Origin of the sequence: Streptomyces sp. NPDC100445, from assembly GCF_044759735.1 — a bacterium.
In the GTDB taxonomy this organism is placed as follows: domain Bacteria; phylum Actinomycetota; class Actinomycetes; order Streptomycetales; family Streptomycetaceae; genus Streptomyces.
In genome coordinates this window covers 192,942-205,381 of sequence record NZ_JBIVZV010000001.1, presented here as the reverse complement: position 1 = coordinate 205,381, position 12,440 = coordinate 192,942, and the positions used below count along the sequence as shown (strand labels likewise).

At 70.3% G+C, this 12,440-nt stretch carries 10 protein-coding genes; 5 read left to right on the top strand and 5 right to left on the bottom strand.

What is annotated here, in order from left to right; translation table 11 throughout:
• Positions 1-45 precede the first annotated feature (45 nt).
• Together ACIQVT_RS00895 and ACIQVT_RS00890 are read left to right on the top strand one after the other, a co-directional pair.
• Positions 46-909, top strand: a complete 864-nt coding sequence (locus ACIQVT_RS00895) for a hypothetical protein (RefSeq protein WP_403745651.1) — start codon at positions 46-48, stop codon at positions 907-909.
• 222 nt (positions 910-1,131) lie between these two features.
• Positions 1,132-1,314 carry a hypothetical protein gene (locus ACIQVT_RS00890; RefSeq protein WP_403745650.1) on the top strand — a complete coding sequence of 61 codons (183 nt, stop codon included), beginning with the start codon at positions 1,132-1,134 and terminating at the stop codon, positions 1,312-1,314.
• 197 nt (positions 1,315-1,511) lie between these two features.
• Here ACIQVT_RS00890 and ACIQVT_RS00885 read toward each other — a convergent pair whose 3' ends face one another.
• From ACIQVT_RS00885 to ACIQVT_RS00875, 3 genes are all read right to left on the bottom strand, one after another.
• Positions 1,512-2,429: a hypothetical protein gene (locus tag ACIQVT_RS00885; protein ID WP_403745648.1), complete on the bottom strand. Its 918-nt coding sequence runs from the start codon at positions 2,427-2,429 to the stop codon at positions 1,512-1,514.
• A gap of 391 nt (positions 2,430-2,820) precedes the next feature.
• Positions 2,821-3,939, bottom strand: coding sequence for a YncE family protein (locus tag ACIQVT_RS00880; RefSeq protein ID WP_403745646.1), 1,119 nt, complete (start codon positions 3,937-3,939; stop codon positions 2,821-2,823).
• Between the two features lie 1,325 nt (positions 3,940-5,264).
• Complete coding sequence (locus tag ACIQVT_RS00875) at positions 5,265-5,645, bottom strand: STAS domain-containing protein (protein ID WP_403745644.1); 381 nt, start codon at positions 5,643-5,645, stop codon at positions 5,265-5,267.
• Positions 5,646-5,871: 226 nt separating this feature from the next.
• Between ACIQVT_RS00875 and ACIQVT_RS00870 the strand changes: the two genes are divergently transcribed.
• The 3 genes from ACIQVT_RS00870 (at position 5,872) to ACIQVT_RS00860 (ending at position 9,049) form a co-directional block, all read left to right on the top strand.
• Positions 5,872-6,312: an ATP-binding protein gene (locus tag ACIQVT_RS00870; protein WP_403745642.1), complete on the top strand. Its 441-nt coding sequence runs from the start codon at positions 5,872-5,874 to the stop codon at positions 6,310-6,312.
• 902 nt (positions 6,313-7,214) lie between these two features.
• On the top strand, positions 7,215-8,675 hold the full coding sequence (locus ACIQVT_RS00865; RefSeq protein WP_403745641.1) for a PP2C family protein-serine/threonine phosphatase: 1,461 nt from the start codon (positions 7,215-7,217) through the stop codon (positions 8,673-8,675).
• Positions 8,676-8,680: 5 nt separating this feature from the next.
• On the top strand, positions 8,681-9,049 hold the full coding sequence (locus tag ACIQVT_RS00860) for an STAS domain-containing protein (protein ID WP_403745639.1): 369 nt from the start codon (positions 8,681-8,683) through the stop codon (positions 9,047-9,049).
• A gap of 302 nt (positions 9,050-9,351) precedes the next feature.
• On the opposite strand, the gene ACIQVT_RS00855 is transcribed toward ACIQVT_RS00860, so the two are convergent.
• Entirely contained in the window at positions 9,352-9,774 is a 423-nt protein-coding gene (locus ACIQVT_RS00855) for an STAS domain-containing protein (RefSeq protein WP_403745637.1), read from the bottom strand.
• An 82-nt stretch (positions 9,775-9,856) separates the two neighbouring features.
• Positions 9,857-12,040 (bottom strand): SpoIIE family protein phosphatase, encoded by a 2,184-nt coding sequence (locus tag ACIQVT_RS00850; RefSeq protein ID WP_403745635.1) that lies wholly within the window; start codon positions 12,038-12,040, stop codon positions 9,857-9,859.
• Positions 12,041-12,440: the final 400 nt, after the last annotated feature.

Sequence of the window (12,440 nt, the reverse complement as noted above, 5' to 3'; positions counted from 1 at the left end):
CGCGTGACGGCCCGCTCTCTCTAACGAGCTCGTGCACGGTAAGCGGTGAGACGTCGAGCCTGGATGGTGCGGTGCTTCCTGGAGTGCAAGCTGAACGTGACGCCGGGCTGGAAGTTGCGGATCAACGTCGGGGGCGCAACCTCGGGCGCAGCGGGCGGCCCCGGCGGCTCGGAGGCCTCCTGGGGGCAGGGCGGTGCCACCACCTGGGGTGGCGGCACCGGAGGCACGGGCAGCCGTGACGGATACGGCGGAGGCAACGCCGGCGCCCCTACTGTCGAGGTACGCAAGGCGAACAACGATTACCTACAGACAGTCGCGCGTGCGCCGGGTGGGCTCACCGGGGAGGCGGGGCGGCCCGGCAGCGGTGGCAAGGGGGGCACGGGGGGCACCAACGGCAAGATCGGCGGCGGCGCCGGTGGTGGCGGTGGAGTCGCCGGTAAGGCCGGCGGTGCGGACGGAACCGGCGTCGGAGGCAAAACCCCCGCACAGGACGCCTGCGGCAGGACCTACGGCAACAAAGAGGTAGAACCCGTCAGGACAGTGCCGGGCGATCCCGGCCAGCCCGGAGGCGCCGGCCGGCCAGGCGGCAACGGCAGCGCCGGCAAGTACGACAAGGGCGGCGTCAGTGACGCCGGAGCGGGCGGATCAGGAGGCAGCGGCGGCGCCCCCGGCCAGGCCGTCCAGCCGACCGTGGCACACGGCGTCTCCCACGGCGCCGGCGGTTACGGCGGTGCGGGCGCACACGGCACATCGGGCGGCAACGGTGGCCGGGGAGGCGAGTGGGACCCCAATGTCGGCAGCGCCGCAGGCGACGACTGGAAGGGCCTGGACGGCAGCTACGGACCCTCCGGCCGCAGCGGAGCCCACGGCCCCGACGGCGGCGACCGAGCCGTCATCATCACCTGGTAATACCCCCAGCCCCCATGCCCCGGGCAGAGGGGCACGGGGCACCTTGCCGACGGATCCGCGTGGGCCGACCAACCCCGACCGCGTCCAGCGCCTACGGACAGCAACGACGACCGAAGATGCACGTCATCCCTCCCAGCGGGGTCGGCGGCCAGTCCGGCCGTGAGGGCCGTGAGGCAGCTCGTGGTACGAGCACGTCACTGCCTGGCCAAACGGTCACCGCCGTTGACGGATAGGGGAGGTCGGGCGGCAGGCGCCGTCTTCCTGGTCCACGTCGTCACCGCGCCGCGCACCAGCTGGCGCGTGGTGCGCGGCCCGGCCACCGAGCCGCGGGTGCCGGCGCCCGTACGCGATCTGGGCTGGGTCGCCAGCCACTCCCCGGGAGAGTACGAGTGGACGGAAGGCTGACTGCCTTACCGGCATTCGACCCGCTGAAGGACTTTGACAGCCCAAAGCCCGGAACAGGCGCCCGGGCCTTCGCCGTGCCCCGAGAACTTACCTTGCCGGCCGCTGCTGTTCGGGCAGTCACCGAGCGTCGGTCGTAGTTCGCGGTCGAGCAGCGGATAGACGCAGCCGCCTCGAAGCGGGCCAGGTCATTGCTGGGTTCAGGTCAGCGGGGTGTTGGCCAGGACCCGGCGCAGGATGCTCCAGGAGAGGTCGGACTCGGTCGTGAAGGGACGGCGCTCCTTGGACTCCTCGTCGATGTAGTTGAAGGCGTCGCGGCTGTAGCTGTCGCCGTCGTCGTCCTGAACGCCGGTCTGCTCCGGGTTGAGGTAGACGTGGAAGCTGGCGCCGAAGTCGGCGGTGGCGTTCATGTAGCCGGGGCCGGTGGAGCCTCCGCCGCCGTCCATCGGGCAGTACACCCGGTGCACGGCGTAGTTGTCCCTGGACAGCCAGGCGCACTGGCCGGGGGTGAGGGTGATCAGGCCGAGTTTACGGGCGTTCCAGTTGAGGTGCTCGTAGACCATGACGTCGAGCTGGCCGGCGAGGCAGAAGACGATCCCGGTGGTGTGGCCGTGGGAGTGGATGGGCGAGTAGTGCTGCGCCGGCCAGATTTCCAGGACGACGGGCGAGCCGATGTCGCCCTTGGGGTGGTCGTCGGGGTGGAGGTGGCCGTGTTCGGCGGCCAGGTGGTCGTAGTCGCCCCGGCCGGTGCAGGCGACGCGGATGTACGGCGGGTGGGACGGGTCGTGGCTGTACTTCTCCACCAGGATCTGGCGCAGCAGTCCCACCTTCTGGCCGGGTTCGGTGGCGGGGGCGAGGTGTTTGCGCATCGCTTCGACCTCCCACGCCGACAGGCGCAGGTCCTGCGCCTTGCGCGCGAGGTCCATGACGGCTGGCGGGATCATCAGCTGGCGGGCGTACTCGTCGAAGGACGTGGCCTGCCCGATCACGAGCGACGGGGCGGTCTCGGCGCCCTGGAGGCGCAACTGCCGTTCTTCTTCTTTGGTGATGTGGAAGGGATACTTCGCCTCGCCGTACTCCGGCTGTCCGGCAGGCGTCTGTGCGGCGGTCAGGCTCATAAGTGAGGACTCCTTCGTGTTCAGGTGTGCCACGGCTCGGCGCGGCAGACGTGCGCGTCGCGCCGAGCTGAGGGCGGGCTGGATTGGACAGGCGGCTGTTCGGGGCCGGCGCACCGGGGTGAGTGCACGTTGCGGCGCACTCCGTCGAGCGGTCCGACGCCTTTGTGCAGTCGGGCTCATCAGCAGCGAATGCGGTGCTCGTGTTCTCTTCCAGCCCATGTGCTCGACAGCCCGTGCGCGTGTTCAGTGCCCGTCCGCGAGTGCGGGCCTGGGGGGAGGCCAGCGCCGGTCAGTGGCACGCCCGCTTTGCGGCGAAGTGGCGGTTGTAGGGGCGCCAGGTGACACCATGCATGTTCGGTGCGCAGCCCACGGCGGTGTCCGTGCGGTGTGATCAGTGGCTGGGCAGGCGTGCGGCCCGCAGGCCGTCGAGGGGGTACTCCTGGGGCAGGCGGGCCGGGTCGCCCGGCACGGTGATCAGCACGGTGACCGGCCGGGACGTGCCCGCGGCGAGGAACTGGTCGCCCACCGAGCTCAGGTAGGCCTTGCCGTCCTGAGTGATGACGTCGACGCCGGATGCTTCGGCCTTCGCGCCCTTGACCGTGGGCAGGTCGAAGGAGATCCGGAACTTCCTGACGTCCTCCGCCGTGCCGCTGTCCTTGCTGACGGCGGTGAGGGTGAGGTCGAAGCTGTAGACCCGGCCCCGGGGTTCGCTGTTCTCCCATGTCCGGTTGAACTTCTTCGTCACGGCGATCTCGTCGTAACTGGGCGGGGCGGGCAGAGAGGTGATGCGCCCGGCCCCGTTCACGATCTCCAGGTCGCCGACGGGCACCCTTCCGTGTCCGATGCGCTGCGAGTGGTCGGGGATCTTTGCTGTGGTCAGGTCGAGGTGGTTGACGTTGCCCGCAGAGTCGATGGCGTAGAAGTTGCCGTCCTGGTCGAAGAAGGTGGCCGCGTACGCCTTGCGTGAGCCTGCCGCGGCGCTGGCCTGAGCCGGGGGGAAGACCCCCTGTTTGAGGACGGTCTTCATGGGCTGCCGGGACGGGTCGATGAGCAGCAGGTCGCCGTTGTCGCCCTCCACCGAGTACAGCCGCCCGTCCTTGGGGTGGTAGGCGAAGTCGTCCCACCGGCCGCCCCCCGGTGCGTTGCGGGGTGTGGCCGTGCCGGCTGCCACGTCGATGGCGTAGCTGGGTGTGTCGGGGTTGCTGACGACGAAGAGGGTCTTGCCGTCGGGATCCGTGTCGCCGTCGAACCACGGACCTTCCGGCAGCCCGTCGATGGCCTGCTCCTTCAGGGTGCCGGCCGCCACGTCGATGGTGATGAGCTTGTTGCGGCTCACCGCCAGCAACACGGGCTCCTTGCCGTCGCCGCGGTACTGCGCCCCCATGGCGGTGTAGCCGCTCTCATAGGGCGCAACATTGTCGACGACGCGGGTGTCGCCGTCGATGGGGTCGAAGCGGTAGATCCGGGTGCTGGTCCTGCCGACGGCGAGATACACCTTGCAGTGAGCCATGAACCTAGACGTCCTTCCACGCGACTTTATGGCGCTTCAGCATCTGCTCCCACTCCGCACACGCAAACACACTGTGTATTAGTTCGAACACAATGAGTCACATATGTCCGGCGTGGGGAAACGGCCGCCGCGATGCGGCACATCCCTATGGGAACGCGGACTTGAGCGCCGGGCCGGTGCCCCGGGGTCAGCGCGGCGTCGCAGGCGCGCAGGAGCATCCCGGCGGTTCGCAGCGGGCCGAGGTGGGCGAGGCCCTGCCCGGCCGCATCGGCGACCTGCCGGGGAAGGCGAGGGCGGCCCCGCGCGCGTGGGCGTGCGCGTGGTGCACGCTGCTGGCGCCGAACGGCCGCCGAACGCTGCCGGGCGCGGGGGATCTGGTCGGCCAGCGGGAGGACGTGGACGCCGGGGCCGGGCGGGGGCCACTCGATCGCGTCCGACGGCTCGGTCTCCCCGGCAGCCCGTGCCGGACGGAGGCCCGCTCCAGGATCGGCGCGAGCGCCGGGTCCGGCACGGCGGACAGGCAGAACGTGCCCCCGGTGCCGCTGTTGTGGAGCGTGATCAGCTGGGCACCGGACCCGCCCGAACCACTCCCGGTGCGGACACCGAGCTGCCGCCCGCACCGCGCGCCCCGCTCGCCGCCGAGCACCTCCCCGCCGGCCCGGCCACCGACCCCCGGCCCGCACGCCCGGCCGGACGCCGCACCCTGGGCGCCGGCCCGTCCCCGGGACGACCGACACCCGGCAGTGACCGTGCGGAGCAGCCCGCCTCACGCGCGGCACACGGTGGGCCACCTCAGCAGCCACCGCCGGCGGCTCCGCAATCCGTCTCCGGAGCCACCAGCCCAACTCTCCCTCCCGGCACTCGGCGCCGCTACCGCCCGTGCGCACGCGTATGCCGACAAGCGTGGACGCAGATCCGTGCACACAGGGAAAACCGGGGATCAGTTCGCCGACGCCGCCGCCGGCTACCTCGCTCGGACCGCCGGACCGAGCTGCACCCGCGTGCCGTCGGGACCAGGACACGGAATCGGAGGCCCTATGGGACAACAGTCGAAGGCCCTCGCCCGGATGAGTCATCGACAGCGGACGGGTCTTGCCTCGAGCGAGGGGGTACGCCCCGGCCCCCGGCGGTGGGTGGTCCGTCCGGGCGGCATCGAGGCCGTCGACGTAGACCTCGCCGCGAGTCCACCGACATCGCTCGGCGAAACCGGGAAGTGGGCCAGTGCGCTGTATCAGGTCGAAGTTCTCGCCCGAGGCCATGGCTGCCGACACAGGATCACCTGGCGCACCGGCCGGTTGCCCGCCGCGGGAGGTGGTGCGAGGCGGCTACGCGAGGGCTTGTTCCAGCCGGTCGTGGATGTCGAAGAGAGTGTCCATGCCGGTGATCTTCAACAGGCGCAGCACAGTGGCCCCGGGGCAGACCAGGCGCAGTGTGATCGATCGATGTTCGGCTTCCAGACGGACGCGCAGGAGGAGGTTCAGGCCGCTGGAGTCGCAGAACGTCAGACCGCTGAGGTCGAGGACCACCAGGCGGGGCGGCGGATCCGCACGCAGCGCGCTGAACAGGGCGGGTCCGAGGGCCATTTCACCGTCGAGATCCAGCTCTCCGGCCACGGAGACCACCCGGGCACCATCCTGGGTGGTGCTGTCGGAAACGGTCAGCTGTCCGCAAGCCTCCGCCGGACCCGAGGCGTCGGCATGCGCCATTGGAGACATTCTCCTTCACGTATTGATCATGAAACTTTCACCGGTAACTCTACAGCGTGGCCGACCGTCCGAACTCGTTCACTCGTTCCGCTAGTTCGGTGAGGCGGGGTGGTGATGCGATTCGCAGTCGAGCTGCTCACCGCTCCCGGTGGCAAAGCAGCCCTTGGTGGGTACACGTACATGACAGCAATCACACATTCCGGACGAGATGGCTGAGGAGACGCCGGTGAGCGACTGTCCCTTCGTCGACGCTCCCCTGCCCGCCAGGCCGGGTGTCGTGCTGCACCGGCGTGCCGACTACGACAACGTCCCCGACAGCATCGGGGTCGCCCGCGATCTGACCCGTGGCTTCCTGGCGGACGTCTCCCGCCACACCGGCGTGCTGTCGGACCGGACCGCCGGAGACATCATGCTCGTCGTCAGCGAACTGATCACCAACGCCGCACGCCACGACGGCGGTCCCCGGCTGCTCGACCTCACCTGCACCAAGCACGAGGTGGAGGTGACCGTCTGGGACACCAGCGCTCAGCTCCCCACACACCTGCCCCGCGACCCTCACCGCATCGGCGGCCACGGCATCGAAATCGTGACGGCGCTGTGCTCACGGTTCCGAGCAGAGCGCGTACCAGGCGGCAAGCGCGTCCACGCCTGCATCCCTCTGGCATGACCCCGGCCGCGTCACGAGGCGGTGGCGGCGCGGCACGAACGGGCATCGCACCCGTCGCGGACGGAGCAGGGGCTGGGGTCTGCCCCTGGGGCTCCTGCGGGAGGGGGTGCTGAGAAGCCCGGGGTGAGTGATCCCCCCGTTCAGATAGCGGTCACCGTGTGGACCGCCATCTCGCCGAAGCTTCGGTCTCAGCGGGGCATCGAACTGTCCCAGGTGCAGCACTCGCGCGAAGACCGAGAGAGCCGAGGGTGGCCCGGAACTTGATGAGAAGCCCGCCCGAGGTGGTCGCGCGCCGCTCCGGGCGGGGAATCGTTTCGCTCCCGGTGCGCTGTCCGCCGATGGCGGACGTGAGCCGCATCGTGGTGGTCACACCGGGTTCCACGCCGCCTGGGCTGCCCGGGGTCAGCCATAGCGGTCGACTTCGCGCGGAGCGGCGCGGGCCTGATCGGCGTCCAGGAGCGGGGAGAACCCTTGAACGCCACGTTCAGCACCTCGTCGGTGGTGGTCTGCTGTCCCTCGGGCGGACGGCGGACGGCGGGCTGGGCGGCGCCGCGGGCCACGATCTCCTCGCGCTCGGCGTCGTCAAGGGTGTCGTCGGTGAGGGCGGCCAGGACCGGCTGTGGTCCTCACCGCCAGGCATCCACGGAGGGCAGGTACAGCCCCGGTCGCCCGTTCGGTGCCCGCGCGTGAGGCGGCTGAGGGGGAGCGCAGTCCAGCCCGGTGCCGTCGCCAGGTTTCACCGGGCAGCACTGGGCGTCGACATCGGTGGTGAGTGTGAGGTGGCACCCAAGGGCCTGGGCCTTTGCACACTCCCTTTTCGTGCACACTCCGTTTTCGCTTACGCTTTCCACTGGCCCGCGCCGCGCCCGGTGGCTGTGGGAGGTCAAGGAGGTAGAAGGCCGATGCCCGAGCAGGCTTCGGCATCCGAGGACGGCGCTACTGACAAGCGCCTGTATCTGGTGCCCGACGAGGTCGTCGAGGTCGGCCGGATGGAGGCGGTGCGCCGCTACGACATCCTCGACACGCCGCCCGACGGCGCGTTCGACCGGGTGGCCGCGCTGGCAGCCCGCCTGTTCGATGTCCCCGTGGCGACGGTGACGATCGTGGACGAGGACCGGATCTGGTTCAAGGCCGCGCACGGCCTGGACGGGGTCAGCGAGATCGGCCGGGACCCGGGCCTGTGCGGCTCCGCGGTCCTGCGGGACGATGCGCTGGTCATTCCCGACACACTGCTCGACGACGTCGCCTGCGGCAACCCGCTGGTCACCGGGCCGCTCGGCGTGCGGTTCTACGCCGCCGCGCCGATCACCACGACGGACGGGCACAAGCTGGGCACGGTCAACGTCCTGGACACCAAGCCCCGCTCCATCACCTCCGAACAGACCGCCACCCTGACCGATCTGGCGGCGATCGTGATGGACGAGATGGAGTTGCGCCTGTCCGCGTTGCGCACCGTGCGCCAGGAGCAGCAGTCCGCCGAGGCTGAGCGGGCGGCCCGGGAGCGGGCGGAGAGGGACAAGGCGGCGATCGCTTCCTTCGCCTCCACCTTGCAGCGCACTCTGTTGCCGCCGGCGCTGCCGACGGTGCCCGGTCTGGAGCTGGCATGTCACTACCACACCGCGTCCGTGCACGACGTGGGCGGCGACTTCTACGACGTCTTCCCTCTGCCCGCCGGGAAGTGGGGACTGTTCCTGGGGGACGTGTGCGGCAAGGGCGCCGAGGCGGCCACCATCACCTCCCTGGCCCGCTACACCCTGCGGGCCTCCGCCCAGCACACGGACGATCCCGTCACGGTACTTGAGGCCCTGAACAGTGCCCTGCTGGCCGATGTGTGGGCGGGCAGCCGGTTCTGCACAGCTTTCTTCGCCACCCTCACCCCTGATGCGGCCGGGGGCTTCACCGTGGTGCTGGCCACCGGTGGGCACCCACCGGCCTACCACCTCAGCCCCGCCCCGCCCGAAGCCGGGCCTGCCACGCACACGCGGGTGGAAGCGGTCCGTCCCAAGGGCGGCATGCTCATCGGGGCCTTCCCCGGCGCCCGCTTCGCCTCCACCACCCTCCACCTCGCCTCGGGCCAGGCCCTGCTCCTCTACACCGACGGCCTGACCGAGGCACACACCAGCGCCGGCACCATGCTCGGTGACGAGGGTCTGACGGCCTTCCTCACCGCTCGTTCCGCCTCGTGCGGGGCGGCGCAGTTGGTCCAGGACACCGTCGCTCTGCTGGACGCCCTGCCCGAGGGCGCGAGTGACGACGTCGCCCTGCTGGCTCTGTCGGTTCCCGCTCCGGACCAGGCCGCCGCCGCGACGGGGGCCGGATTCACCGCCCACACCACCGCCGCGCCCGCCGGCGAGGAGCACTGACCGCCGTGACCGACGACATCGAGCTGACCCTGACAGCCACCCCCGGTCCCGCAGCGGTCGCCACCGTCACCGGTGAGATCGACCTGCATACCGCACCCGGCTTGCGTATGCGCGCGCTGGAGCTGATCGGCCAGGGCCACCACCACTTGATCCTGGACCTGTCCGGTGTGGGCTATTGCGACTCCGCCGGGCTCAGCGCACTGATCGGCATCTGGCACGGCGCCCAGGAAGCGGGCGGCTCCCTAGCCATGGCCGCCGTCCCCGGCCGGCTGATGCGCATGCTCACCCTCACCGGAGTGGACAGCCTCCTGCCCCACTACCCGACCACCGCCGACGCGCTCAGCGCCCACCAGGGCGCCCCCGACGTCGCCTGAAACCGGCTCCTCCGCCAGCCTCTCGCGTCGCTCCCCGGGCGGCAAAGCCCGGGGAGCGCAGGGATACAACGACGTTGTCAGCCCGCCTCGACGCGAGCGACTTCCCGAGGATCCAGCCGGATCCTCGCCAGCTGGCCGCGGTCACGCGGATCGAGGTCGGCCGCGGTCCCTTGTCGGTCTAGGACGAGCTGACCGGCACCCGCCGCTTCACCACCCGCCCGAGCACGACGGAAACGCCGGCCTTCTCGTCGGAGTTGTCCTTCGGGTTTCTTCGGTGGGTGGCCGACCGACAGGTGGGCGATTCAGTCCCCTGAGAGCGCGTCCTTGACCGTCTCGTGCAGCGGCAGGACGGAGGCGAGACGGGTGAGTTCGAGGATGCGTCTGACCTCGGGGTGTATCCCGGTCAACGCGAACCGGTGCCCCGCGTCCGCACGGCGGCGGTGCATGTCGACGAAGGCTCCCAGAGCGCTGGAGTCGCAGAAGTCCACACGGGTCAGGTCCAGGATCAGCAGAGGCACATTCTGGAGCTCCGTGGTGGTGAGATGTCCCAGTAGCTGGGGCGCGGTGTGGTAGTCGATGGGGCCGTCCACGGCGACGACCGTGTGTCGTGGGCCGCGGTGCGATGCGAGGGTCAGTGTCGGACCGGGCGGGACCAGGCTGCGGGAGCCGCCCGGTGGGGAGCTGTCGGCGGGCCGGCGAGCCTCGGGGCCGGGTGTGGGGGTCATCGAGGGCGTCTCTTCCGTGTCCGGGGCGAACGGGTCGGCTGGTTGTCCCTGTGCCGGCCGAGGAGCCGGCCGGGGTGGGTCGTCACGAGGTCTTGATCTCCGCCCACACCACTTTGCCTCCGTCGATCCAACGGGTGCCCCACCGTGTCGCGATGGCGTCGATCAGGAATATGCCCCGGTGTCCGAATTCCCCGGGTTGGGACACGATGAGACGTGGCTCCTGAGGGCTGCTGTCCGTGACCTCCAGGACGACACGTTCACCGGCTCGCCGCAGCTCGACGCGCAGCGGTGTCCTGGCGTGACGGACGGCGTTGGCGACCATCTCGTCCGCGATCAGCATCATGTCGTTCGCCAGGTGCAGCAGGCCCCACTGGCGCATGACGTCGGCCACCAGGTCGCGGGCGTCGGGGACCGCGCTGGATACCGGGGCGTAGTCCCGTACGACCGTCGCCATCTGGTGTGAGGCGTCCTCCGGCCGGTGCAGGTACAACAGGGCGATGTCGTCGTCGTGCTGCCCGCCGGCCAGGGCGTCCAGCCACGAGTCGCAGTCCGCCTCGATCTCACCCACGGGCCCGGCCAACAGCTCCCGCAACTGTCGCAGGCCGTCGTCGATGGGGCGTCCGCGGCGTTCGACCAGGCCGTCCGTGTACAGCAGCAAGCGCGCTCCGGGCGGCAGTGGGGCCTCCTGCTCCGTATAGCGGTGCCTGCCCACGCCTAGTGGCGGTCCTACCTCCTCGTCCAGGAACGTCACGCTGCCTCCCGGGTCGCGCCGGGCCGGTGGCAGGTGCCCGGCGACGGCCGCGCGCAGCCGGTCCCGGCGTGTGTCGAGGACCGCGTAGACGCAGGTGGCGATGGACCCGGGGGCGATGTCGTCCACCAGGACGCTCAGCTGTTGGAGCACGTCGGCGGGGGCGAGACCAAGCTGCGCGTAGGCCCGGCAGGCGGTGCGGATCTGGCCCATGACCGCCGCCGCTCTGACGCCCTTGCCCATGACATCACCGACGACCAGCGCGACTTCACCGTCCGGGAGCGGTATGAGGTCCACCCAGTCACCACCGGCACCGCGGTCCCGCGCGGCGGGCAGGTATCGCCATGTGCTGGCCACCCCTTCGACGCGTGGCAGAGCCGGCAGCAGGTGGCGTTGCAGTGTTGCGGCCGCTTCTCGTTCCTGCCGGTACGTCTGCGCGTTCTGCAGCGCCACGGCGGTCTGCGCGGCGACACCGGTGATCAGGCGCTCGTGTCGCTCCGTGAAGATCGCGCGCTCCGGATGGCCGAAGAAGAAGCCGCCGAGCACGGTTCCCCGGGACATCACCGGAACGGCCAGGTAGCTGCACACCGGCAGGTGCCCTTCCGGCATGCCGTGGTGCGGTGCGTTGTGTCCGTACCGCGGGTCCCGGGTGATGTCGTCGGACCGCACCACGCCGAAGCCTCGGAACGTCTGCTCGAAGACTTGGGTATTACGCGGCATGGGGAACTTGTCGAAGGCCGACCGGTCGACACCGGAGATCACATAGAGCAGGTATGACTCGCCGGTCTCGCCCAGGACGTTGTAGAAGAAGGCGCCGAACGCCGCCCCGGCCAGGCGGGTGGCGGCGTCGACCGCGTGCTGGACCAGTGCGTCGAGGTCGAGTTCCGCGGCCAGGATGCTCCCGACCTCCTGGAGCAGCTCGACGATCGCCGCCTCCTCCCGGAGTTCACGTTCCCGCTGCTCCAGCTCCCTTTGGGATCGCTGCAAGTCTGTCGTGGTGGAGCGCAGCCGGGCCACTACCGTCTGCAGGTGCCCGGCCCGCTGTTCGACCAGATGTTCCATGCTCTCCAGGACGGAGCGAGCCACGTCCGCCTCCACGGTGGGCGACGGCTGCCCGGCGGACAGAAGTGCCAGGCGTGTGCTGCCGGTGATGGTGCGGAACACCGTAGCGACCTCGCCGGACAGCGCAACATGAGAGAACAGCACCACCGCGAACCGCTCGCCCGGCGACAAGGTTCCCCCGAAGACGAGAACGGAACGGACGTCCTGTCCCGGAAGAAGTTCCTCCAAGCCGTCCAGCTGACTCCCGGGCAGGTGCACGACGTCGACATCGCTTACGGGGGGCGCCGAGCCGGTCGTGTCCTCGGCCGTGACTCCCAGGCGTTGCAGCAGCGGGTACAGCGACGGTGTCTTCTCGAAGGTGCCAGGCGACAGCGACAGCGACGGCACGACCGACAGGCTGGAACCCTCCGTGCCGGGCGAGTGGACGTGCGGGCCACGGAAACCGGTCAGAAACATACGCCGCCCTGGACGCTCGGACACTGCGGCGACGGCATTCCAGGGCCCGGTGAGGAAAACGCCTACCGCAGCACACGCGCGCCCGCCGCGGCCATCGACCAGGCTGTCGTAGAAGAAGTCGGCGATCGCTTGCGCCGCCGCGTCCTGGGAGGGCGCACGGCTGACGGCCGTCCTCAAGCGGCCAGTACAGCGGGCGGTTTCGCTGAGACCGAAGGCCGACAGATCGAACCGGACGTCCTGCACGCTGAGCACACCTCGATACCTGAAGAGAGAGGCGCCATGGAGGAGCACCGGGACCACGGGCATCAAGATTAGCCGCTGGCCGATTCCCGATCGTCCTGATCCACCCTGCCGAACCAGTACCCGGCCGTCCCGTGTGGATGCGATGCCCGTTGCGCCG

Bases quoted from the DNA above. Each gene is read 5' to 3' on its own strand.
- ACIQVT_RS00875 (WP_403745644.1), bottom strand. From the start codon at position 5,645: ATGGCGCATGCCGACGCCTCGGGTCCGGCGGAGGCTTGCGGACAGCTG.
- ACIQVT_RS00855 (WP_403745637.1), bottom strand. From the start codon at position 9,774: ATGACCCCCACACCCGGCCCCGAGGCTCGCCGGCCCGCCGACAGCTCC.
- ACIQVT_RS00865 (WP_403745641.1), top strand. From the start codon at position 7,215: ATGCCCGAGCAGGCTTCGGCATCCGAGGACGGCGCTACTGACAAGCGC.
- ACIQVT_RS00850 (WP_403745635.1), bottom strand. From the start codon at position 12,040: ATGTTTCTGACCGGTTTCCGTGGCCCGCACGTCCACTCGCCCGGCACG.
- ACIQVT_RS00885 (WP_403745648.1), bottom strand. From the start codon at position 2,429: ATGAGCCTGACCGCCGCACAGACGCCTGCCGGACAGCCGGAGTACGGC.
- ACIQVT_RS00880 (WP_403745646.1), bottom strand. From the start codon at position 3,939: ATGGCTCACTGCAAGGTGTATCTCGCCGTCGGCAGGACCAGCACCCGG.